The organism is Polymorphospora sp. NPDC050346 (assembly GCF_040655695.1).
Taxonomy (GTDB): Bacteria; Actinomycetota; Actinomycetes; order Mycobacteriales; family Micromonosporaceae; genus Polymorphospora; species Polymorphospora lycopeni.
The window spans coordinates 126,777-149,821 of sequence record NZ_JBFAKM010000009.1 but is presented as its reverse complement, the minus strand read 5'-3'; the positions used below and the strand labels follow the sequence as shown (position 1 = coordinate 149,821).

The following is a 23,045-nucleotide window of genomic DNA, read 5'->3' as shown; positions in this document are numbered from 1 at the left end:
TGCTACCTTTCAATCGTTCGGACGAACGAACTATCTTCTCTTCTCTGGACGTGACCCATGAAGACTCTCATCATCGGTGGCGGCATCGCCGGGTCGGCACTCGCCCTGGCACTGCACAAGGCCGGGCTAGCCAGCGAGGTCGCCGAGGCCCGTCCGGACGTCGAGGACAGCGGCGGCGCCTTCCTCACCCTCGCCCCCAACGGCGTCAACGCCCTGCGCACGCTCGGCCTCGGCGACGTACCGGCGGCGGCCGGCGGCTTCGAACTGTCCGGGATCGACTTCCGCAACTCGCGCGGCCGGCGGATCGGCGAGCTGCCCGGCGAGGCCGACCAGGAGCGGTACGGCGCGCGTGGCGTCGTCCTGCGCCGGGCGCGGTTGCAGGCAGCCCTCGCCGAGCGGGCCCGGGCGGCCGGCGTCCCGTACACCTTCGACGCCAGGCTGGAGCGTCTCGTCGAGCACACCGACGGGGTGCGGGCGGTCTTCGCCGGCGGTCGTGCCGTCGACGCCGACATCGTGATCGGCGCCGACGGGGTGTGGTCGACCGTACGGCGACTCACCTGGCCCGACGCGCCGACCCCGGCGTACACCGGGATCGTCGACTGCGGCGGCTGGACGGCCATGCCGCTGCCCGACACCGCCCGCCAGCAGATGATCTTCGGCCGGCGGGCGTTCTTCGGCTACTCGGCCCACGGCGGGCTCGTCTACTGGTTCACCAACGTCCCGCACCGGCGGGAACCCCGGCGCGGCGAACTGGACCGGCTGGACCAGGCCCGGTGGATGGCCGACATCCGGGCGCTGCACGACGGCGACCCCGACCCGGTGCCGGCGATCCTGGCCGCCGCGGAGAGTTCGCTCGGCGCGTGGCCGATCTACGACCTACGGTCGCTCGCGACCTGGCACACGTCCAGGATCTGCCTGATCGGCGACGCCGCGCACGCCACCAGCCCGTCCAGTGGCCAGGGGGCCAGTCTCGCCGTCGAGGACGCCGCCGTACTGGCCCGGTGCCTGCGGGACCGGGCCAGCGCGGTCGCGGCGTTCGACGACTTCGTGGCGCGGCGCCGGGACCGGGCCGAGGCGATCGTCCGGATGGGACGCCGGATCGGCGACCGGAAGGTCACCTCGGCCGCGGGCAGCGTCTTCCGTGACCTGATGCTGCCCACCTTCCTACGGATGGGCGCCAGGGCGGGGCAGGAGCAGTACCGCTACCGCGTCGACTGGGACGACGCCGACGCGGTGGTGGACGGCGGCAGGCCGTGACCCGGGGGCGGCCGGCGTCGTCCGGTCAGGGGCGGTCGGTCAGGTAACCGCCCATGGTGCGGAAGTACTCGGTGGCCGGCAGTTCGGTGCCGTCGTCGGTGCGTACCCGCTTGACGACCAGGCCGTGGCTGCGGCCACGACGGGCCTCCGCACCGGCGACGATCACGATGCCGTCGCCCTCCCGGATGAAGATCCGGCCCGGTGTGCCGCCGTAGCAGCCCTCGGAGATCCCCGCCGAGATGATCCGGATCCGCTCGCCGCGGTGGTAGGTGAAGGCGTTCGGGTACGGGTCGGGCAGCGCCCGGACCAGCCGCTCCAGGTCCTGTGCCGGCCAGGTCCAGTCGATCCGGCTGTCCTCGATGGACCGCTTGTGGAAGAAGCTGGCCCGGCCGCGGTCCTGCTTGACCCAGTCGGTCCGGCCGGACGCGATGAGCGCCAGGCCGTCCAGGGTGATCGGCCCGAAGAGGGCCAGCGTGCGGTGGAACAGGTCGGTCGTGGTGTCGGTCGGCCCGACCGGTACGGCACGTTGCAGGACGATGTCGCCGGCGTCCAGTTCCTCGTCCATCATGTGCGCGGTGACGCCGACCTCCGGCTCGCCGTTGATCACCGCCCAGATCAGCGGCGAGAAGCCGGCGTACGCCGGTAGCAGCGAGTCGTGCACGTTCAGGGTGCCGTACCGGGGCTGGTTGAAGATCGCCGGCGGGATCCAGGTGCGCCAGTTGGTCGCCACGATGATGTCGGCGTCGGCCCGCTTGACCTCCTCGGCCAGGTCGTCGTCGGGGCGCTGGCGCAGCAGCACCGGTACGCCGCTGTCGCGGGCCAGGTCGGCGACCGAGTCGTCCCACATCTGCTCGTACGCGTGGTCGCTCTTCGGGTGCGTCACGACCAGCGCGACCTCGTGTTCGGAGTCCAGCAGCGCTTGCAGGGTCCGGTGTCCCCAGGTCTGGTAACCGAACATGACGACTCGCATCTTGACGCCTCCAGGCATTGACGACGGTGGGTGGGTCAGGCAAGGCTTACCTGTCTGCGCGCTGCGTGTCGATCCCGTGACGCATTGACCGGCATTCTAGCAAAGGGTAGCCTACCCTAAATAACGATCTAGGGGTGGTCTATGCCGCGCTCTTCGCCCGATGTGCCCGTCTACGACGTCGTAGGGGTGGGATTCGGACCGTCCAATCTGGCCCTGGCCATCGCGCTGACCGAGCAGAGCGGCCCGGGCCGGCCCACCGCGGTCTTCCTCGAGCGCCAGGAGCGTTTCGGCTGGCACCGGGGCATGCTCCTGGACGACGCCACCATGCAGGTCTCGTTCCTCAAGGACCTGGTCACCCTGCGCGACCCCACCAGCCGGTTCAGCTTCCTGTGCTACCTCAAGGAGAAGGGCCGCCTGGTCGACTTCATCAACCACAAGACGCTCAACCCGCTGCGGGTCGAATACCACGACTACCTCGAATGGGCCGCCGCCCAGGTCGACGACTCGGTCCGCTACGGCCACGAGGTGATCGCCGTACGCCCGGCCGGAACCGACGCCGACGGCGGCGTCGACCTGGTCGACGTGCTGGTCGACACCGGCGCCGGCACCACCGTCTACCGGGCCCGCAACCTCGTCTTCGCCACCGGTCTGCGCCCCCGCCTGCCCGGCGGCGTCGTCGCCGGCGACCGGATCTGGCACAGCGGCGAGCTGCTGCACAACCTTGGCCGGCTCACCGGCGCCACCCCGGCCCGGTTCGTCGTCGTCGGCGCCGGCCAGAGTGCCGCCGAGGTCACCGCCCGGCTGCACGAGCAGTTCACCGACGCCGAGGTCTACGCGGTCTTCGCCCGCTACGGATACACCCCCGCCGACGACAGCTCGTTCGCCAACCGCATCTTCGACCCGGCCGCCGTCGACGACTTCTACGACGCCCCCGCCGAGGTCAAGAACCAGCTCATGGGCTACCACGGCAACACCAACTACGCGGTGGTCGACGGCGACCTCATCGCCGAGCTGTACCGCCGCAGCTACCAGGAACAGGTGCTCGGCCGCAGGCGGCTGCACATGCTCAACGTCACCCGGCTGGCCGCCGCAACCGTGCACGACGCCGGCGTACGGGTGGTCGTCGAAACCCTGACCACCGGCGAACGCCGCACGCTCGACGCCGACATCCTGGTCTGCGCCACCGGCTACGACCCGGTCGACCCGACGATGCTGCTCGGCGAACTCGGCGACCACTGCGAACGCGACGGCCACGGCCGGCTCCGGGTGCACCGCGACTACCGGGTGGCCACCCGCGACACCCTGCGCTGCGGCGTCTACCTCCAGGGCGGCACCGAACACAGCCACGGGATCAGCTCGTCGCTGCTGTCCAACGGTGCGATCCGGGCCGCCGAGATCGTCACGTCGATCGCCGCCCGCCGCGCCGTCCAGACTCCCGCCGCCGCCCGCGTCTGACCGCTCGGCGCGTTTCCGTCCCGGGGCCGGTCGGCCCCGCGTGCCTTCCGCCGGAAAGGTGTGATCCTTCTTGTCCGCCAGCGAAACGACCACTGTGGAGTCCGCCCTGCGGTACTGGCGGGACCGGCTCGCCGGGGCCGCCCCGGAGATCCCGCTCCCGGTGGACGGCACCCGTACGCCGCAGGTCCCCGCCCCCCGCACCGGCTCCCGGCCGCGGATCGGGCACCGCCGTACGCTGCCCGCCGGCCCGCTGGCCGACCTCGCCCGCCGCACCGGGACCGGCACCGACGACGTCGTACTCGCCGGGCTCGCCGCCCTGCTGCACCGCTACACCGGCGGAACCGACCTGCTGATCGGCGCCGAACTACCGCTGCGCCTGGACCTCGCCGGCGCGCCGGGGCTCGCCGAACTCGCCGGGCGGGTCGCCGCCACCCGGGCCGCGGCGGCGGCCCACACCCTGCCGCTGGACACGATCGTCGACCCGGCCACCGCCGCGCCCTACAACGTCGGGTACGGCGCCGTCCCCGACGACCGCCTCGATCTGTGGCTCGGCGCCACCACCACCGGCGCCGACGCCGTCGAACTCGACCTGCGCTCCGCCACCGGCCGGCTGGCCCCGGCGGCGGCCGCACGCCTGCTCGACCACCTCGACAACCTCCTCACCGACGGGGCGCGGCGGCCCGACCGGCCCGTCGCCGAACTGGACCTGCTCACCCCCGCCGAACGGCACCGGATCCTGGTCGGCTGGAACGACACCGCCTGCGCGGTGCCGCCCGGCACCGTCCCCGACCTCTTCCAGACCCGGGTACGGCGCACCCCCGACGCGATCGCACTCGTGCTGGAGGAAACCGAGCTGACGTACCGGCAGCTCAACGAGCGCGCCAACCGGCTCGCCCACCTGCTGATCGCCGCCGGCGCCGGCCCGGAGCGGCTGGTCGCGCTCGCCCTGCCCCGGTCGGTGGACCTGATCGTCGCCGAACTGGCCGTCCTCAAGGCCGGTGCCGCCTACCTGCCGCTCGACGTCGACTACCCGGCCGACCGGATCGCCTACATGCTGGCCGACGCCGCACCCGTCTGCCTGCTCACCACCACCGACCTCACCGACCGGATACCACACCGCGCCGGCACCGACCGGTTGCTGCTCGACACCCCGGACCTCGCCGCGGACCTGACCGGGCAGCCGGTCACCGACCCGACCGACGCCGACCGGTCCGCCCCGCTGACCGTCCACGGTGCCGCGTACGTCATCTACACCTCCGGCTCCACCGGCCACCCGAAGGGCGTCGTGCTGTCGCACACCGGGGTCGCCAAGCTCATCGCCACCCAGACCGAGCGGTTCGGCATCGGCCCGCACAGCCGCGTCCTCCAGTTCGCCTCACCGAGCTTCGACGTCGCGTTCTGGGACCTGTGCCTGGCCCTGCTGTCCGGCGGCCGGATGGTGCTGGTCCCCGCCGACCGGCGGGTGCCGACCGACGCCCTCGCCGGGTACGCCCGCGACCACGGCGCCACCTTCATGATCCTGCCGCCGGCCCTGCTCGCCGTCCTGCCCGCCGACGCCGAACTGCCCGAGGGCGCCACCCTGCTCGCCGGCACCGAACGGGTCTCGTCCGAACTCGTCGCCCGCTACGCCCGCCGGCTGAAGATGTACAACGCGTACGGGCCGACCGAGGCGACCGTCAACTCGACCCTGGGCCGCTGCGACCCCGACCTGCCGACCGGCTCCTCGGTGCCGATCGGCCGCCCCGACCCCGGCACCCGCGCCTACGTCCTCGACGACACGCTGCGCCCGGTGCCGGTCGGCGTCATCGGCGAGCTGTACCTCGGTGGCCCCGGCCTCGCCCGCGGCTACCTGAACCGGGCCGGGCTGACCGCGCAGCGGTTCGTCGCCGACCCGTACGGGCCGGCCGGGGAACGCCTCTACCGCACCGGTGACCTGGTGCGGTGGCGGGCCGACGGTCAGCTCGACTTCGTCGGCCGGGCCGACGACCAGGTGAAGATCCGCGGATACCGGATCGAGTTGGGCGAGGTCGAGTCGGCGATCGCCGGCGACCCCGAGGTGGCCCAGGTCGTCGCGACCGTACGCGAGGACCGGCCCGGCGACCGGCGGCTGGTCGCGTACGTCGTACCGGCGACCGGGGGGAGAACCGCCGCGGCCGACGGTGCCGCCGGACGGGGTGACGGGCAGGTCGCGCAGTGGAAGGAGCTGCACGAGCTGCTCTACCGGGCCGGCACCGCCGAACCCGCCGCCGACAACTTCACCGGCTGGAACAGCACGTACGACGGCCAGCCGATCCCGCTGCCCGAGATGCGGGCCTGGCGGGACGCCACCGTCGCCCGGATCGGGGCGCTGCGGCCCCGACGGATCCTGGAGATCGGGGTCGGCAGCGGTCTGATCCTGTCCAGGCTCGCCCCGCACAGCGAGGCGTACTGGGGTACCGACCTGTCCGAGCAGGCGATCGAGACGCTGCGCGGCCACGTCGCGGGCAACCCGGACCTGGCCGGGCGGGTCACCCTGCGGGCCCGGCCGGCACACCGGTTCGACGGGCTGCCGGCCGGCTTCTTCGACACCGTGGTGGTCAACTCGGTCGTCCAGTACTTCCCGGACGCCGGCTACCTCGCCGACGTGCTGCGGCGCGCCGTCGAACTGGTCGTCCCCGGCGGGCGGGTCTTCGTCGGGGACGTACGCAACCTGCGGCTGCTGCCGGTGCTGCGGGCCGCCGTACAGGTCGGCCGGCACACCGCCGGACGGCGGCCGCTGGACGTCGCGGCGGCCCGCACCGGCGTCGAGCAGGACCTCGCCTGGGAGGGCGAACTGCTGCTCGACCCGGACTTCTTCCCGACCCTGGCCGCCGGGCTGCCGGACGTCGCCGGCGTCGACCTGTGGGTCAGGCGCGGCACCGACCACAACGAGCTGAGCCGCTACCGCTACGACGTGGTCCTGCACCGCCGCCCGGACGGCGCGGCCGCCGGGGCGCCGGTGGCGGCCGCACCGGCCCGGGTCCGGGGTACGGAACTGTCCACCCTGGACGCCATCGGTGCGGTGCTGGCCGGCGAACGCCCGGCCGAGCTGCGGGTGACCGGGCTGCCGAACGCCCGCCTGGTCGCCGACCTGGCGGCACACCGGCAACTGGCGCCGGACGTGGCGGGGGAGACGCCCGACCCGGTCGACCCGGAGGCGCTGCACGACCTCGCCACCCGGCACGGCTACACGGTCGCGGTCACCTGGGCGCCGGACGGCACCGACGGCCACCTGGAGGCGGTCTTCCGCACCGGTCGAGCGCCGGACGGCGCCGCCACCACCGGAGCCGACCGGCCCCCGGCACCCGCCTACCGGCCCGGCGGCACCGGGCGGCCGCTCGCCGAACTGGCGAACCGGCCGGTCGCCTTCCGCGACGTGACCGCCCTGCTGCGCCGGCTGCGTGAGCAGGCCCGCACCTGGCTGCCCGAGCACATGGTGCCGGCGGCCTTCGTCGCCCTGCACCGCATCCCGGTCACCGGCAGCGGCAAGGTCGACCGGGCCGCGCTGCCGGCGCCCGACCTCGGCGCGCTCAGCACCGGCGTACGTCCGCGCGGCGCCCGCGAGGAACTGCTCTGCACCCTCTACGCCGAGGTGCTCGACCTGCCCTCGGTCGGCATCGACGACGACTTCTTCGCCCTCGGCGGCGACAGCATCGTCGCGATCCAACTGGTGATCAGGGCCCGGCAGGCCGGACTCGCGATCACCCTGCGCCAGGTCTTCGTCCGGCGTACCGTCGCCGCGCTGGCCCCGGACGCCGTGCCGGTGGCCGACCCGGTGACCGACCCGGCGCCGGTCACGGTGGACGCGGCCACCGCCGCCCAGCTCGCCGCCGAACTGCCGGGCCTGGTCGAGGTCCTGCCGGTCACCCCGTTGCAGGAGGGGTTCTACTTCCACGCCCTGCTCGACGGGGTCGGCACCGACGCGTACGTGGTGCAGCTCGTCGTCGACCTGACCGGGCCGCTGGACGCCGACGCGCTACGCGCCGCGACGCGGTCGGTGCTGGACCGGCACGCCCCGCTGCGGGCCGCCTTCCGCACCGGCCCGCACGGCGACCTCGTCCAGGCCGTCATGGCCGGTGTCGAGCTGCCCTGGCGGGCCGTCGACCTGTCGGGGCTCGACGCCGACGCGCAGCGGGACCGGCTGACCGCCGAGGCCGACGCCGAACGCGGCCGGCCGTTCGACCTCGGCCGGGCACCGCTGCTGCGTGCCCTGCTGGTCCGCCGGTCCCCGGACCGGCACTGGCTGGTCCTGCAGTTCCCGCACATCGTCGCCGACGGCTGGTCGGTCTCGGTGCTGCTGCGCGACCTGCTCGCCGGCTACGGCCCGGCCGCCGCCCCGCTGCCGGCCGTCACCCCGTACCGGACCTACCTCGGCTGGCTCGGCCGGCAGGACCGGGACGCCGCCCGGACCGCCTGGGCCGCGGCACTGTCCGGAGTGGACGAGCCGACCCGGCTGGTGCCAGTGCCGGCACGACCACTGCCGGCCCGCAACGCCGAACTGCGGATCACCCTGCCCGAGCCGGTCACCGCCGCGCTGACCGCCCGGGCCCGCGAGTACGGCCTCACCCTCGGCGCCGTGCTCCAGGGCGCCTGGGGGCTGCTCCTCGGCCAGCTCACCGGCCGCCGCGACGTGCTCTTCGGCACCACCGTCTCCGGCCGGGCCGCCGACGTCGACGGGATCGCCGACATCGTCGGCCTGTTCATCAACACCCTGCCGGTACGGCTGCGCTGGCACCCCGACCGGTCGCTGCTCGACGTACTCGCCGGCCTGCACGCCGAACAGTCCGACCTGCTCGACCACCAGCACCTCGGCCTCGCCGAACTGCACCGCCTCACCGGCCTCGACGAACTCTTCGACACCCTCGTGGTGCTGGAGAACTATCCGGAACAGGACGGGCTGCGCGACCCGTCCGGCACCATCGGGGTCGCCGGCCTCGACTACCGCGACGTCGGCCACTATCCACTCGCCCTGATCGCCCTGCCCGGCGACCGGCTCGACCTGCGCTTCAAGCACGACCTGTCCAGGGTCGACGCACCCACCGCGCGGCGGATCGCCGACCGGCTCGGCCGGCTGCTCGAACAGATCGCCACCGACCCGCACCTGCCGTGCGGGCGGCTCGGCCTGCTCACCGACGCCGAACGCGACCACACCCTCGCCCTGCTCGCCGGCCCGCACCGCGCGGGCGGCCCGGCGACCCTGCTCGACGCGATCGAGACGCAGGTCGCCCGCACCCCGCACGCGCCGGCGATCATCGCCGGCGACGCCACGGTGACGTACCGGCAGCTCGACGAACGGGCCGCCGCACTGGCCGCCCGCCTGGTCGCCGCCGGTGCCGGCCCGGAACGGTTCGTCGCCGTCGCCGTACCCCGATCGGTCGAACTCGTCGTCGGGCTGCTCGGCGTGCTCAAGGCCGGCGCCGCCTACCTGCCGCTCGACGCCGACCAGCCCGCCGACCGGCTGGCCGACCTGCTCGCCGACGCGGGCGTACGCACCGTCGTGACGGTGCCGGCGGCACGGGCCGCACTGCCGGCCGGGCTCGACCTGCTCCCGGTCGACGGCCCGGCGGCGCCCGAACCGGCCCCGGCCACCCGGCCGCGCCCGGACCAGCCCGCCTACCTGCTCTTCACCTCCGGCTCCACCGGCCGGCCCAAGGGCGTCGTCGTCCCGCACGCCGCGATCACCAGCCAGCTCACCTGGGTCCAGGACCGGTTCCGGCTCACCGCCGACGACCGGGTGCTGCACCAACTGTCGGCCACCTTCGACCCCGCCGCCCTGGAGATCTTCTGGCCACTGACCGCCGGCGCCGCCATCGTGCTGACCCGCCCGGACGGCACCGGCGACCCGGCCCACCTGGCCGAGGTGATCCACCGGCACCGGGCGACCACGCTGGTGACCGTCTCGTCGGTGCTCACCGCCTTCGCCGACGCCCTCGCCGTCGCCGACACCGGCACCGGCACCTCGGTCGCCAGCCTCACCCGGGTGCTGGCCGGCGGCGACGCGCTGCCGGCCGCGACCGCCGCCCGCTGGCGGGAGCTGACCGGGACACCGGTCCACAACGTCTACGGCCCGACCGAGACCGCCATCCAGGTCACCTGGCACCCCGCCGACACCGGTCCGGCCGGCCCGACCGTGCCGATCGGACGACCGGTCGCCGACACCCGCCTCTACGTCCTCGACGGCGCCCTGCGCCCGGTCCCGCCCGGCGTACCCGGCGAGTTGTACGTCGCCGGCGCCCAACTCGCCCGGGGCTACCACCGCCGGCCGGCACTGACCGCCGACCGGTTCGTCGCCGACCCGTACGGGCCGGCGGGGGAGCGCATGTACCGGACCGGTGACCTGGTCCGGTACGCCGAGGACGGGGTGCTGGAGTACCTCGGCCGCACCGACCGGCAGGTCAAGGTACGCGGCCACCGCATCGAGCCGGGCGAGGTGGAGGCCCACCTCGCCGGCCGGCCCGGGGTCGCGGCGGCGGCCGTCGCCGTACGGCCCGGTCCCGGCGGCGCCACCCGCCTGGTCGGGTACGTCGTCGCCCGCCCCGGCGCCGACGTCGACCCCGACGCGCTGCGGGCCGACCTCGCCGCGACCCTGCCCGGCCCGCTGGTGCCGGCGGTCGTGGTCGCCGTCGACGCCCTGCCCCGCACCGCCAGCGGCAAGCTCGACGTGGCCGCGCTGCCCGACCCGCAACCGGACCGGGCCGCCTCCCGCGCCCCGGCGACCGACGGCGAGCGGCTCTTCTGCGACATCTTCGCGGCCGTGCTCGACCTGCCCGGCGTCAGCGCCGACGACGACTTCTTCGCCCTCGGCGGCGACAGCATCCGCTCGATCGCGGTGTCCAGCCGGGCGCACGCCCGTGACCTGCCGGTCAGCCCGCGCGACGTCTTCACCCTGCGCACCCCCGCCGAACTGGCCGCGTACGCCGTCCCGTCGGCCGGGACCGGCGCCGGGCCGGACGGCGCCCCGGCCGTCGAGGTGCTGGCACCCGCCGACCTGGAACTGGTACGGGAGCGCAGTCCGTGGCCGGTCGAGGAGGTGTGGCCGCTGTCGCCGCTCCAGGAGGGGCTGTACTTCCACGCCAGCTACGACAGCGGCGAACTCGACGTCTACACCGCCCAGGTCGCCTTCGACGTGGCCCGGCCGATGGACGCCGACCGGCTGGCCCGTGCCTGCCGTACGCTGCTGGCCCGCAACCCCGGCCTGCGGGCCGGGTTCACCGGCGACGGGCTGCCCGCCCCGGTGCAGTTCGTCACCGCCGACCCGCCACCGGCGCTGACCACCGCCGACCTGTCCACGATGGACGAGGACGCGCGGGCGGCGGAACTCGACCGGCTGCTGACCGCCGACCGGACCCGCCGCTTCGACCTGGCCCGGCCACCGCTCTTCCGGCTGCTGCTGATCCGGCTCGGCGACACCGACCGGCTCGTCATCACCCACCACGTGCTGCTCTGGGACGGCTGGTCGGCCCGGATCGTCCTCGACCAGCTCCTCGCCCTCTACGCCGCCGACGGCGACGACCGCGACCTGCCGCCCGCCGGCTCCTACCGCTCCTACCTGGACTGGCTCGCCGGCCAGGACCGCGACGCGGCGGCCACCGCCTGGCGGGCCGCCTTCGACGGGCTGGCCGAACCGACCCTGGTCGCCCCGGCCGAGAAGGCCCGCCGCCCGGTGCTGCCGCGCCGCCGCAGCGTCGAGCTGTCCACGGCGGCGACCGACCGGCTGCGCGCCGCCGCCCGCGACCACGGCGTCACCCTCAACACCCTGCTCAACGCCGCCTGGGCACTCGTGCTCTCCACCGCGGTCGGCCGTACCGACGTCGTCTTCGGCACCACCGTCGCCGGCCGGCCCGCGCAGATTCCGTACGTCGACGACACCATCGGCCTGTTCCTCAACACCGTTCCGGTCCGGGTCGCCCTCGACGCGGCCGAACCCGTCGGTGACCTGCTGCGCCGGATGCAGGCCGAACGGGCCGCGCTGATGCCGCACGAATACCTCGGCCTCGGCGAGGTGCAGCGGGAGAGCGGCCACACCCAGCTCTTCGACACCCTCTTCGCCCTGCAGCAGGTCGGCGGCGACGACGAGATCACGCGGCTCCGCGACCGGTACGGCGTCACCGAGGCCGGCAGCGTCGACGCCACCCACTACCCGCTCACCCTGGTCGTCGCACCCGGACAGCGGCTGCGGGCGACGCTGGCGTACCGGGCCGACACGGTCGGGGCACCGACGGCCACCGGCCTGCTCGACCGGTTCGTCACCGTCCTCTCCCGGCTGGCCGCCGCACCGGCCACCCCGGTCGGCCGGCTCGACGTGCTGCCGCCGGCCGAACGCGCCGCGCTGGCCGCCCGCGCCGGGGCGACCGTACGGCCGCTGCCCGGCGACACGATCGCCGACCTGCTCGGCGCGCAGGCCCGCCGTACGCCGGACGAGACCGCACTGGTGTTCGGGGCACGACGGTGGACGTACGCCGAACTGGACGCCCGGGTGAACCGGATCGCCCGCCTGCTGATGACCAGGGGCGCCGGCCCGGAGAAGGTGGTGGCGCTGGCCCTGCCCCGCTCGGCGGACATGGTGGCCGCGCTGTTCGCGGTGCTGCGCACCGGGGCCGCCTACCTCCCGCTGGAACTGGACCACCCCGCCGACCGGCTGGCCCACATGATCGACGACGCCGGGCCGGTCTGTGTGCTGACCACGAAGGCCGTCGCCGCCCGGCTGCCCGACCGTGACCTGCTGCGGCTCGACGCCCCGGAGACCGTCGCCGAACTCGCCGCGACCCCGGCCGAACCAGCCGAGCACCCGGCCTTCGCCCGCACCCGCCCCGAACGGCTCGAACACCCCGCGTACGTCATCTACACGTCCGGCTCGACCGGCCGGCCCAAGGGCGTCGTCACCCCGTACCGGGGGCTGACGAACATGCAGCTCAACCACCAGGAGGCGATCTTCGGCCCGGTCGTCGAGGCCGCCGGCCGGCGGCTGCGGATCGCGCACACCGTCTCGTTCGCCTTCGACATGTCGTGGGAGGAACTGCTCTGGCTGGTCGAGGGCCACGAGGTGCACGTCTGCGACGAGGAACTGCGCCGCGACGCCGAGGCGCTGGTGGCGTACTGCGACCGGCACCGCATCGACGTCGTCAACGTGACCCCGACGTACGCCGACCACCTGATCGCGCAAGGGCTGCTGGCGGGCGACGAGGCGGCCGGCCGGCACCGGCCGGTGCTGGTGCTGCTCGGCGGCGAGGCCGTCTCCGACCAGGTCTGGAACCGGCTGCGGGACACCGACGGCACGCTCGGCTACAACCTCTACGGTCCGACCGAATACACCATCAACACCCTCGGCGGCGGCACCCTCGACAGCGCCACCCCGACCGTCGGCCGGGAGATCTGGAACACCCGGGCCCACCTGCTCGACCCGTGGCTGCGCCCGGTGCCGGACGGCTGCGCCGGTGAGCTCTACATCGGCGGCGCCGGCCTGGCCCGTGGCTATCTCGGCAGCCCCGGCCTGACCGCGCACCGGTTCGTCGCCGACCCGTTCGGGGCGCCGGGGGAGCGGCTCTACCGCACCGGTGACCTGGTCCGCCGCCGCCCGGACGGCAACCTCGACTTCCTCGGCCGCACCGACGACCAGGTGAAGATCCGTGGGTACCGGGTGGAACTGGGCGAGATCGAATCGGTGCTCACCGAGCACCCCGACGTCGCCCGGGCCGCCGTCGTCGCCCGCGACACCGGCACCGGCCGCCGCCTGGTCGGCTACGTCGTGCCGGCCGACGGCGTCGCCGCCGGTGACGAGGACGAACAGATCGCCGAGTGGCACCAGATCTACCACGACGAGTACGCCGAGGTCGGCACCGCCGTCGGGACCGAGGAGTTCGCCGGCTGGGACTCCAGCTACGACGGCCGCCCGATCCCGCTCGCCGACATGCGCGAGTGGCGGGACACGACCGTCGCCCGGATCCGCGAACTGCGACCGCGCCGGGTGTTGGAGATCGGCTGCGGCACCGGGCTGCTGCTGACCCGGCTCGCCCCGGACTGCGAGTCGTACTGGGGCACCGACTTCGCCGCACCCGTCATCGACAAGCTGCGGGTCGACGTGGCCGGCGTACCGGATCTCGCCGGCCGGGTCGAGCTGCGGCACCGGCGCGCCGACGACCTGTCCGGGCTGCCCCGCGACCACTTCGACACCATCGTGATCAACTCGGTGGTCCAGTACTTCCCGAGCGTCGAATACCTGGTCCAGGTGCTGACCGGCGCGCTGGACCTGGTGGTGCCCGGCGGTGCCGTCTTCGTCGGCGACGTACGCAACCTGCGGCTGGCCCGTACCTTCCACGCCGCCGTGCAGGCGGCCCGGTCCGGCGCCGACCCCGATCCCGACCGGCTGCGGCGCGCCGTCGAGCGCGGCGTGCTGATGGAGAAGGAACTGCTGGTCGACCCCGACCTGTTCGCGGTCCTTCCGGGCGTGGCCGGCACCGTGCTCACCAAACGGGGGCGGCACCACAACGAGCTGACCCGGCACCGCTACGACGTGGTGCTGCGGGCGGCATCCGGCACCACGCCACCCGCGGCCGACCTGCCGGTACGACGCTTCGACGGCGACCTCGCCGGGCTCGGCGCGTACCTGGAATCGGCCCGGCCCGAACGGGTACGCGTCGAGCGGGTGCCCAACGCCCGCCTCGCCGGTGAACTCGCGACCGTCCGTGCCCTCGACGACCAGCCATCCGATGTGGACGGTGCGGACGGGGTGGAGCCGGAGGCGTTGCGCGAACTCGGGGAACGGCTCGGCTACCGGGCGCTGGTCACCTGGTCACCGGCCCACGACGGCAGCCTCGACCTGGTGCTGACCCCGCCGGACGAGGAGCCGCCGGCCGGGCTGTGCCGGCCGCTGCGGGCCGCCGCCACCCCCGCCGACTGCGCCAACCGGCCCGCCGCCGCCCGGGGCACCGCGGCCCTCACCACCCGACTGCGCGACCATCTCAAGCGCGGACTGCCCGACTACATGGTCCCGGCCGCCCTGGTGCTGCTCGCCGACCTGCCACTGACCGTCAACGGCAAGCTCAACACCCGGGCGCTGCCGGACGCCGACCCCGCCCCGACGGCCACCCCCGACCAGGCGCCGGCCAACGACCGCGAACGGGCCCTGTGCGAACTCTTCGCCGACGTGCTCGGCCTGCCGGCGGTCGGCGTACGGGACAACTTCTTCGACCTCGGCGGCCACTCGCTGCTCGCCACCCGGCTGGTCGGCCGGGCCCGTGGCGTCCTCGGCGCCGACCTGTCGATCCGCGACCTGTTCGAGGCGCCGACCGTCGCCGAACTGTGCGCCCGCGTCGCCCCGGACCCCGGCGGCGACCGGCCGGCCCTGGAACCGGCACCCCGCCCCGACCCGCTACCGGCGTCGTACGCCCAGCAGCGGCTGTGGGTGCTGCACCAGCTCGACCCGGACTCCGCGGCGTACAACTTCCCGCTGGTCGCCCGGCTGCGCGGCACCCTGGACACCGACGCGTTCACCGCCGCCGTGCGGGACGTGGTGGCGCGGCACGAGGCGCTGCGGACCCTCGTCGTCACCCACGACGGCCGCCCGGTGCAGCGCGTCGTCCCGACCGCCGACGCGGTACCCGCCGTCGACCTGCGCGACGTCACCGCCGCCGAACTGCCCACGGTGGTCAGGGCCGCCGCGTCCCGGCCGTTCGACCTCGCCACCGAACTGCCGGTCCGGCTCACCATCGCCCGGCTCGCCCCCGACGAGCACGTGGTGGTGATCCTGCTGCACCACGTCACCACCGACGAGTGGTCGGACGGGCCGTTCCTGCGCGACCTCGGCGTGGCGTACGCGGCCCGGCTCGGCGGGACCGCACCGGACCGGCCGCCGCTGCCGGTGCAGTACGCCGACTACACCCTGTGGCAACGGGAACTGCTCGGCGACCCGGCCGACCCGGCCAGCCGCGCCGCCCGCCAGCTCGCCTTCTGGCGGGAGACGCTGGCCGGCGCCCCGCAACGGCTCGAACTGCCCGCCGACCGCACCCCCACCCCGGACACCACCGGCGCCGCCGGCGGCGAGACGTCCGTCGAGCTGGATCCGGCCGCCGTACGGGTCCTGCGCCGCCTCGCCCAGCAGACCGGCGCCAGCATGTTCATGGTCGGGCACGCCCTGGTCGCCGCCCTGCTGCACCGGCTCGGCGCCGGCACCGACATCCCGCTCGGCGCCCCCATCGCCGGCCGCACCGACGAAGCCCTCGACGACCTGGTCGGCTTCTTCGTCAACACGCTGGTGCTGCGCACCGACGTCGGCGGCGACCCCGGCTTCACCGAACTGCTCACCCGGGTCCGGGCCGCCGACCTCGCCGCGTTCGCCAACCAGGACGTGCCGTTCGAGGCCGTCGTCCGCGACCTCAACCCCGAACGCGCGGCCGGCGACAACCCGCTCTTCCAGGTCATGGTCGTGCACCGCAACCGCGGCGACGACCGGCTCGACCTGCCCGGCCTGACCGCCACCCCGGAGCCGTACGCCACCGGCACCGCCCGGTTCGACCTGGTCTTCAGCTTCGTCGAGCAGGCCGACGGCGAATCCCTCAGCGTGACCCTCGGCTACCGGGCCGACGTCTTCGAGCCCGCCACCGTCGAGGCGATCGGCCGCCGGCTGGCCCGGCTGGTCGACGCGGTCGCCGCCGACCCGGCCGCCCCGCTGCACACCGCCGACCTGCTCGACGACGCCGAGCGGCGGCACGTCCTGCACGACCTCAACGCCACCGGCCGGCCCGTCGCCGAGGCCACCCTGCCGGACCTGTTCGCCGCCCGGGTCGCCGAACACCCTGACGCGGTCGCCGTGGTCGACGCGGCCGGCGAGCTGACGTACGCCGGACTCGACGCCGCCGCGAACCGGATCGCCCGGCTGCTGCTGCGCGACGGCGTACGGGCCGGGGACGTCGTCGGGCTCGCCGTGCCCCGGTCGGCCCCGATGGTCGCGGCGATCCTGGGCACGCTCAAGCTCGGCGCCGCCTACCTGCCCCTCGACCTGACCCACCCGGCCGACCGGCTGGCCTACATGCTGACCGACAGCGGCGCCCGGACCGTGCTGTCCACCATGGACGCGTCGCTGCCGGACGCGGCCGTACACCGGATCGTGCTGGACGACCCCGCGACCGCCGCCGAACTCGCCGGCCTCGACGGCGGCCCGGTCACCGAGGCACGACCACCGGCCGGCCTCGACCACGCCGCCTACGTCATCTACACCTCCGGCTCCACCGGCCGCCCGAAAGGTGTCGTGGTCAGCCACGAGGGCATCGCCAGCCTCGCCGCGACCGCCGTCGACCGGATGGGCGTCGGCGCCGACAGCCGGGTCCTCCAGTTCGCCTCCGTCGGCTTCGACGTCACCGTCTTCGACCTGGTCATGTCGCTGTGCGTCGGCGGCCGGCTGGTGCTGATCTCCGACGAGGCCCGGGTCGCCGACCACGCCCTGACCGACTTCCTGGCCGCCCACGCGGTCACCCACATGATCCTGCCGCCGTCGTTGCTGTCCGCCCTGCCCGAGGAGTGCGAGCTGCCCGACGGCGGGGTGGTGCTGGTCGGCACCGAGACCGTGCCGCCGGACCTGGTCCGCCGGCTCACCCGCCGGCAGCGGGTCTTCGGCGCGTACGGTCTGACCGAGGCGACCGTCAACTCGACCCTGTGGGCCGCCGAACCGGGCTGGGCCGCCGCCGTCCCCATCGGCCGCCCCGACCCCAACACCCGGGTGTACGTCCTCGACCCCTACCTGCGCCCGGTCCCCTCCGGCGTCGTCGGCGAGTTGTACGTCGCCGGCCGGGGCCTCGCCACCGGCTACCTCGGCCAGCACGGGCTGACCGCACAGCGGTTCGTCGCCGACCCGTACGGCCCGGCCGGCGCCCGCATGTACCGCACCGGCGACCGGGCCCGCTGGCGGACCGACGGCAACCTCGACTTCCTCGGCCGCACCGACGACCAGGTGAAGATCCGTGGCTTCCGGATCGAACTCGGCGAGATCGAGGCGGCCCTCGCCGGCCACCCCGACGTGGCGCAGGCCGCCGTCGTCGCCGACCGGTCGGGTCCGGTGACCCGGCTCGCCGCGTACGTCGTACCGGCCGGCACCGCCGCCCCCGACCCGGCCGCCCTGCGCGACCACGTCGCGGCGCGGCTGCCGGAATACATGGTCCCGGCCGCGGTGGTGGTGCTGCCCGGCCCGCTGCCGCTGACCCCGAACGGCAAGCTGGACCGCAGGGCGCTGCCGGCACCGGACTTCGGCGCGGCGACCGGCGGCCGGGCCCCGGCGACCGCCCGCGAGGAACTGCTCTGCCGGCTCGTCGCCGACCTGCTCCACCTGCCCGCCGTCGGCGCCGACGACGACTTCTTCGCCCTCGGCGGCGACAGCATCGTGGCGATCCAACTCGTCGGCCGCGCCCGCCGGGAAGGACTCACCATCCGGCCGGCGGCGGTCTTCACCGCGCGTACCCCGGCCGGCCTGGCCGCCGTGGCCCGCGACGCCGAACCAGCGGCCACCCCCGGCACCGCCCCGGTGTCCACCGGGCTCGTCCTCGACCCCGCCGAGGCGGCCGAGATCGCCGCGCTCGACCCGGCACCGGTCGAAGTGCTGCCTCTCACCCCGCTACAGGCGGGCCTGCTCTTCCACGCCGCGCTCGACACCGACGGCCCGGACGTCTACACCGTGCAGACCTGGTTCGACCTGGCCGGACCGGTCGACGCCGACCGGCTGCGCCGCAGCGGACAGGCCCTGCTGGACCGGCACGCCAACCTGCGCGCCGGCTTCCGGCACCTGTCGTCCGGCCGGCCGGTCGCGCTCGTCCCGGCCACCGCCGAACTGCCCTGGTCGGAGCAGGACGGTGCCGGCACGTCCTGGCCGGATCTGCTCGACGCCCAGGCCGCCCGCTTCGACCCGGCCGCCCCGCCACTGCTGCGCCTCGCCCTGGTCCACCTCGGACCGGACCGGCACCGGCTGATCCTCACCCACCAGCACCTGCTGCTCGACGGCTGGTCCGGCCCGCCACTGGTCGACGAACTCGCCCGCCTCTACGCCGCCGACGCCGACCCGGCCGCACTGCCCCCGGTCGTGCCGTTCCGCGACTACCTCGGCTGGCTCGCCGCCCAGGACCGCGGCGCCGCCCGCAAGGCGTGGGCGACCGAACTCGCCGACGTGACCGAACCGACCCGGCTGGTGCCCGCCGACCCGGCCCGCCCGCCGATCGCGCCCCGGCTGCACGAGACGGAACTGCCCACGGAGGTGACGGCCGCGCTCTCCGCCCTCGCCCGGCGGACCGGCGTGACCGTCGGCACGGCCGTGCACGCCGCCTGGGGCATCGTGCTCAGCCGCCTGCTCAGCCGCGACGACGTCGTCTTCGGCGCCACCGTCTCCGGCCGCCCCGCCGACCTGCCCGGCATGGAGTCGATGATCGGCCTGTTCATCACCACCATCCCGGTCCGGGTCCGCTGCCGGCCCGCCGATCCGCTGCGCGACGTGCTGGACCGGGTGTGGGCCGCCCAGTCCCGGCTGGTCGACCACCAGCACCTCGGGCTCGCCGAGATCCAGCGGGCGGCCGGCGCCGGCGAACTCTTCGACAGCCTCGTGGTCTTCGAGAACTTTCCGGTGACCGACGGCCCGGCCGGCCCGGTGGCCGGGCTCGACATCCGGCCGGCCGGCGGCCGCGACGCCACCCACTACCCGCTGACCTGGTCGGTCGAGCCCGGCGACCGGCTGCGGCTGGTCGCCGAGTACCGGCCGGACGTGCTCGACCCGGCGACCGTCGAACGGATCACCGACGCGCTCGCCCGCACCCTCACCGCGCTGGCCACCGACCCGGACCGCCCGGCCGGCACGGTCGACCTGCTCACCGAACCGGTCCGCGACCGGGTGCTCGCCGCCGGCAACGGGCCCGTCGTCGACGTGCCGGCCGTCACCATGTCGGACCTGTTCGCCGCCCAGGTCGCCGAAACCCCGGACGCCACCGCCCTCGTCGGCACCGACACCGATGCCATGGGCTGGTCGTTCGCCGAGGTCGACCGCTACACCAACCGGCTCGCCCGGCTGCTGGTCGCCGACGGCGCCGGCCCGGAGCGGCTGGTCGCGCTGGCCCTGCCCCGCAAGGCGATCACGGTCGCCGCGATCCTCGCCGTACACAAGGCCGGTGCCGGCTACCTGCCGGTCGACGCCGACCTGCCGCCCGACCGGATCGCCGGCATGCTCGCCGACGCCGGCCCGGTGCTGCTGCTCACCACCGCCGAGATCGCCGCCGACCTGCCCGCCGGCGGCCCGCCGAGACTGCTGCTGGACAGCGCCGAAACCGCCGAACGGCTGCGTGGCCAGCCGGCCACCGCCGTCACCGACCCCGACCGCCGCCGCCGGCTGCGGCCGGACCACCCGGCATACGTCATCTACACCTCCGGCTCCACCGGCCGCCCCAAGGGCGTCGTGGTCACCCACCGCAACCTCGTCAACCTCTTCCACAGCCACCGCGCCACCCTGCACCAACCGGCGGTCGCCGCCACCGGCCGCCGCCATCTGCGGGTCGGCCACGCCTGGTCGTTCTCCTTCGACGCCTCCTGGCAGCCGCAGCTGTGGCTCTACGACGGCCACGCCGTGCACGTGGTCGACGACGAGACCCGCCGCGACCCCGGCCGGCTGGCCGCCGCGGTGACCGCCGCCCGGCTCGACTTCATCGAGGTCACCCCGGGACAGTTCGCCGCGATGGCCGACGCCGGCCTGGTCCGCGACGGCCGCTGCGGCCTCGCGGTGGTCGGCGTCGGCGGCGAGGCCGTCCCGCCCGACCTCTGGACCGCCCTGTCCGGGTTGTCCGGCACCACGGGCTTCAACCTGTACGGCCCGACGGAGTGCACCGTCGACGCCCTGGTCGCCCGGATCGGCGAAAGCGAACGGCCGGTCGTCGGCCGGCCGGTCGCCAACCTGCGGGCGTACGTGCTCGACCCGGCCATGCGACCCGTCGCCCCCGGCGTCACCGGCGAGCTGTACCTGGCCGGCGCCGGACTCGCCCGCGGCTATCTGGGGCGGCCGGACCTGACCGCGCAGCGGTTCGTCGCCGACCCGTTCGGCCCGCCCGGCACCCGGATGTACCGCACCGGCGACCTGGCCAGGTGGACCGCAGACGGGCAGATCGACTACGCCGGCCGGGCCGACGACCAGGTCAAGATCCGCGGCTACCGGATCGAGCCCGGCGAGATCGAGGCGGCGCTGACCGGCCATCCGACGGTGTCGCGGGCCAGCGTGGTCGTACGCGACGACCACGGCCGCCACCTCGTCGCGTACGTCGTCGCCACCCCCGGCACCGACCCGGACCCGGCGGTGCTGCGGGAACACGCGGCCGGGCTGCTGCCGGAGTACATGGTGCCGGCCGCCTTCGTCGTGCTGCCCCGGCTGCCGGTGCTGCCCAACGGCAAGCTCGACCGGGCCGCGCTGCCCGCCCCCGACCACCGGCCGTCGGCCGGCCGGGCGGCCCGCACCCCGCTGGAACGTACGCTGCGCGACCTCGTCGCCGACGTGCTCGGCCGACCGGAGATCGGCGTCGACGACGACTTCTTCGCCGCCGGGGCCGACAGCGCCAGCTCGATCGAACTCGTCGCCCGGGCCCGCCGCGCCGGGCTGACCCTGCGCACCCGGGACGTGTTCCGGCTGCGCACCGTCGCCGCGCTCGCCCCGGTCGTGACCGTCGGGGAGACCACCGTCCCGCTGACGCCGATCATGCACTGGCTGCGTGGGCTGCCCGGCCCGATCGACGGTTTCAACCAGTCGGCGGTGCTGCGTACGCCCGCCGAACCGGACCACGACCGGATCGTCCGGGCCCTGCGGTCTCTCGTGGACACCCATGATCTGCTCCGGGCCCGGCTCGACCGGACGGACGGGCGGCCGTGGACGCTGCGGGTGCCGCCACCGGGGCTGACCGACGTACGGCCGTTGGTCCACCGGGTGGACGCCGCCGGCCTCGACGACGACGGCCTGCGGGCCGAAGTCGCCGCACAGGCCCGGGCCGCCCGCGACCGGCTGGACCCAAACGGCGGCGTGCTGCTCCAGGCGGTCTGGTTCGACGCCGGACCGCGACCGGGCCGGCTGCTGCTGACGATCCACCACCTCGCCGTCGACGGGGTGTCCTGGCGCATCCTGGTGCCGGACCTGGCCGCCGCGTGGGCGGCGGCCGGCGAGCCGGGGCGTTCGGGCGGCGGGCCGGCGCCGGTCGGCACCTCCTTCGCCGACTGGGCGGCCGGTCTGGTCCGGGCCTCGGCCGACCCGGCCCGGGAAGCGGAGCTGGCGTACTGGACGGACGCGCTGGCCGGTCCCGACGACGGCGCGCGGCGGGCCGGCAGCGATCTTCCACTGCGCCGCCCGCTCGACCCGGCGCGGGACACCGCCGCCACCTGTCGTGAGGTCCACACCACGCTGGCCTCCGCCGAGACGGCCGCCCTGCTCACCCGGCTACCGGCCGCCCTCGACGCGACCGTCAACGACGTCCTGCTGGCCACCGTCGCGGCGGCGGTCGCCGGGACCCGCCGCCGCACCGGAGTGGAAGGCGGCAGCGTCCGGATCGCCCTCGAAGGACACGGGCGTGAGGAGTCGACGGTCGCCGGCCCGGTCGACCTGTCCCGCACGGTCGGCTGGTTCACCAGCGTCTACCCGGTGCGCCTCGACCCCGGCACCGTCGACCCGGACCGGGCCGACACGTTGCGGGCGGCGGTGACCCGGGTCCGCGACACGCTGCGCGCCGTACCCGGCAACGGCATCGGCTTCGGCCTGCTCCGGCACCTCGACAGCCGGACCGGCGCCAGCCTGGCCGCCCTCGGCGACCCCGACGTCCAGGTCAACTACCTGGGCCGGTTCAGCCTGCCGGAGGCCGCGGACTGGTCGTTCGCGCCGGAGATGGCCGCCGCCGCGCCGTACGCCGCCGACCCGGACATGCCCCAGTCGTACGCGCTCGGCGTCACGATCCAGGTCGAGGACCGTGCCGACGGACCCCACCTGACGGCCACCTGGACCTGGCCGGGCGCGGTGCTGGCCGAGGAAACCGTCCGGGAGACGGCTGCCGACTGGACCCGGATCCTGCATAGTCTCGTCAAGTCCGTGGAACCGCCACCGAGGAGAGCCCGATGACCAACCCCTTCGACGACCCCGACGGCACCTTCCTGGTCCTGGTCAACGCCGAGAACCAGCACAGCCTGTGGCCGGCGTTCGCCGACGTGCCGGCCGGTTGGACCACGGTGTTCGGTCCCGGGCCCCGACAGGAGGCGCTCGACTACGTCGAGGCCAACTGGACCGACCTGCGCCCGCAGAGCCTCATCGACGCCATGAAGTCCGAGGGCTGACCGCCGGCCGGCCGGCCTCACCGAAGAGGCC

5 protein-coding genes are annotated in these 23,045 nt (G+C 75.0%); 4 read left to right on the top strand and 1 reads right to left on the bottom strand.

Annotation, left to right across the window (positions count from 1 at the left end):
- Positions 1-57: 57 nt before the first annotated feature.
- Positions 58-1,257 carry an FAD-dependent monooxygenase gene (locus tag AB0I42_RS12205; protein WP_357536653.1) on the top strand — a complete coding sequence of 400 codons (1,200 nt, stop codon included), beginning with the start codon at positions 58-60 and terminating at the stop codon, positions 1,255-1,257.
- Positions 1,258-1,282: 25 nt separating this feature from the next.
- Here the strand turns inward: AB0I42_RS12205 and AB0I42_RS12200 are convergent, their stop codons facing one another.
- Positions 1,283-2,227: a methionyl-tRNA formyltransferase gene (locus AB0I42_RS12200; protein ID WP_357536651.1), complete on the bottom strand. Its 945-nt coding sequence runs from the start codon at positions 2,225-2,227 to the stop codon at positions 1,283-1,285.
- Between the two features lie 141 nt (positions 2,228-2,368).
- On the opposite strand from AB0I42_RS12200, the gene AB0I42_RS12195 reads away from it, so the two are divergent.
- The 3 genes from AB0I42_RS12195 to AB0I42_RS12185 all read left to right on the top strand — a co-directional run bounded on the left by AB0I42_RS12195 (position 2,369) and on the right by AB0I42_RS12185 (position 23,014).
- Positions 2,369-3,682 carry a lysine N(6)-hydroxylase/L-ornithine N(5)-oxygenase family protein gene (locus AB0I42_RS12195; protein WP_357536649.1) on the top strand — a complete coding sequence of 438 codons (1,314 nt, stop codon included), beginning with the start codon at positions 2,369-2,371 and terminating at the stop codon, positions 3,680-3,682.
- A gap of 70 nt (positions 3,683-3,752) precedes the next feature.
- Positions 3,753-22,802, top strand: coding sequence for an amino acid adenylation domain-containing protein (locus tag AB0I42_RS12190; protein WP_357536648.1), 19,050 nt, complete (start codon positions 3,753-3,755; stop codon positions 22,800-22,802).
- Positions 22,799-23,014, top strand: coding sequence for an MbtH family protein (locus AB0I42_RS12185; protein WP_357536646.1), 216 nt, complete (start codon positions 22,799-22,801; stop codon positions 23,012-23,014). The genes AB0I42_RS12190 and AB0I42_RS12185 overlap by 4 nt, the downstream gene beginning before the upstream one ends.
- Positions 23,015-23,045 lie beyond the last annotated feature (31 nt).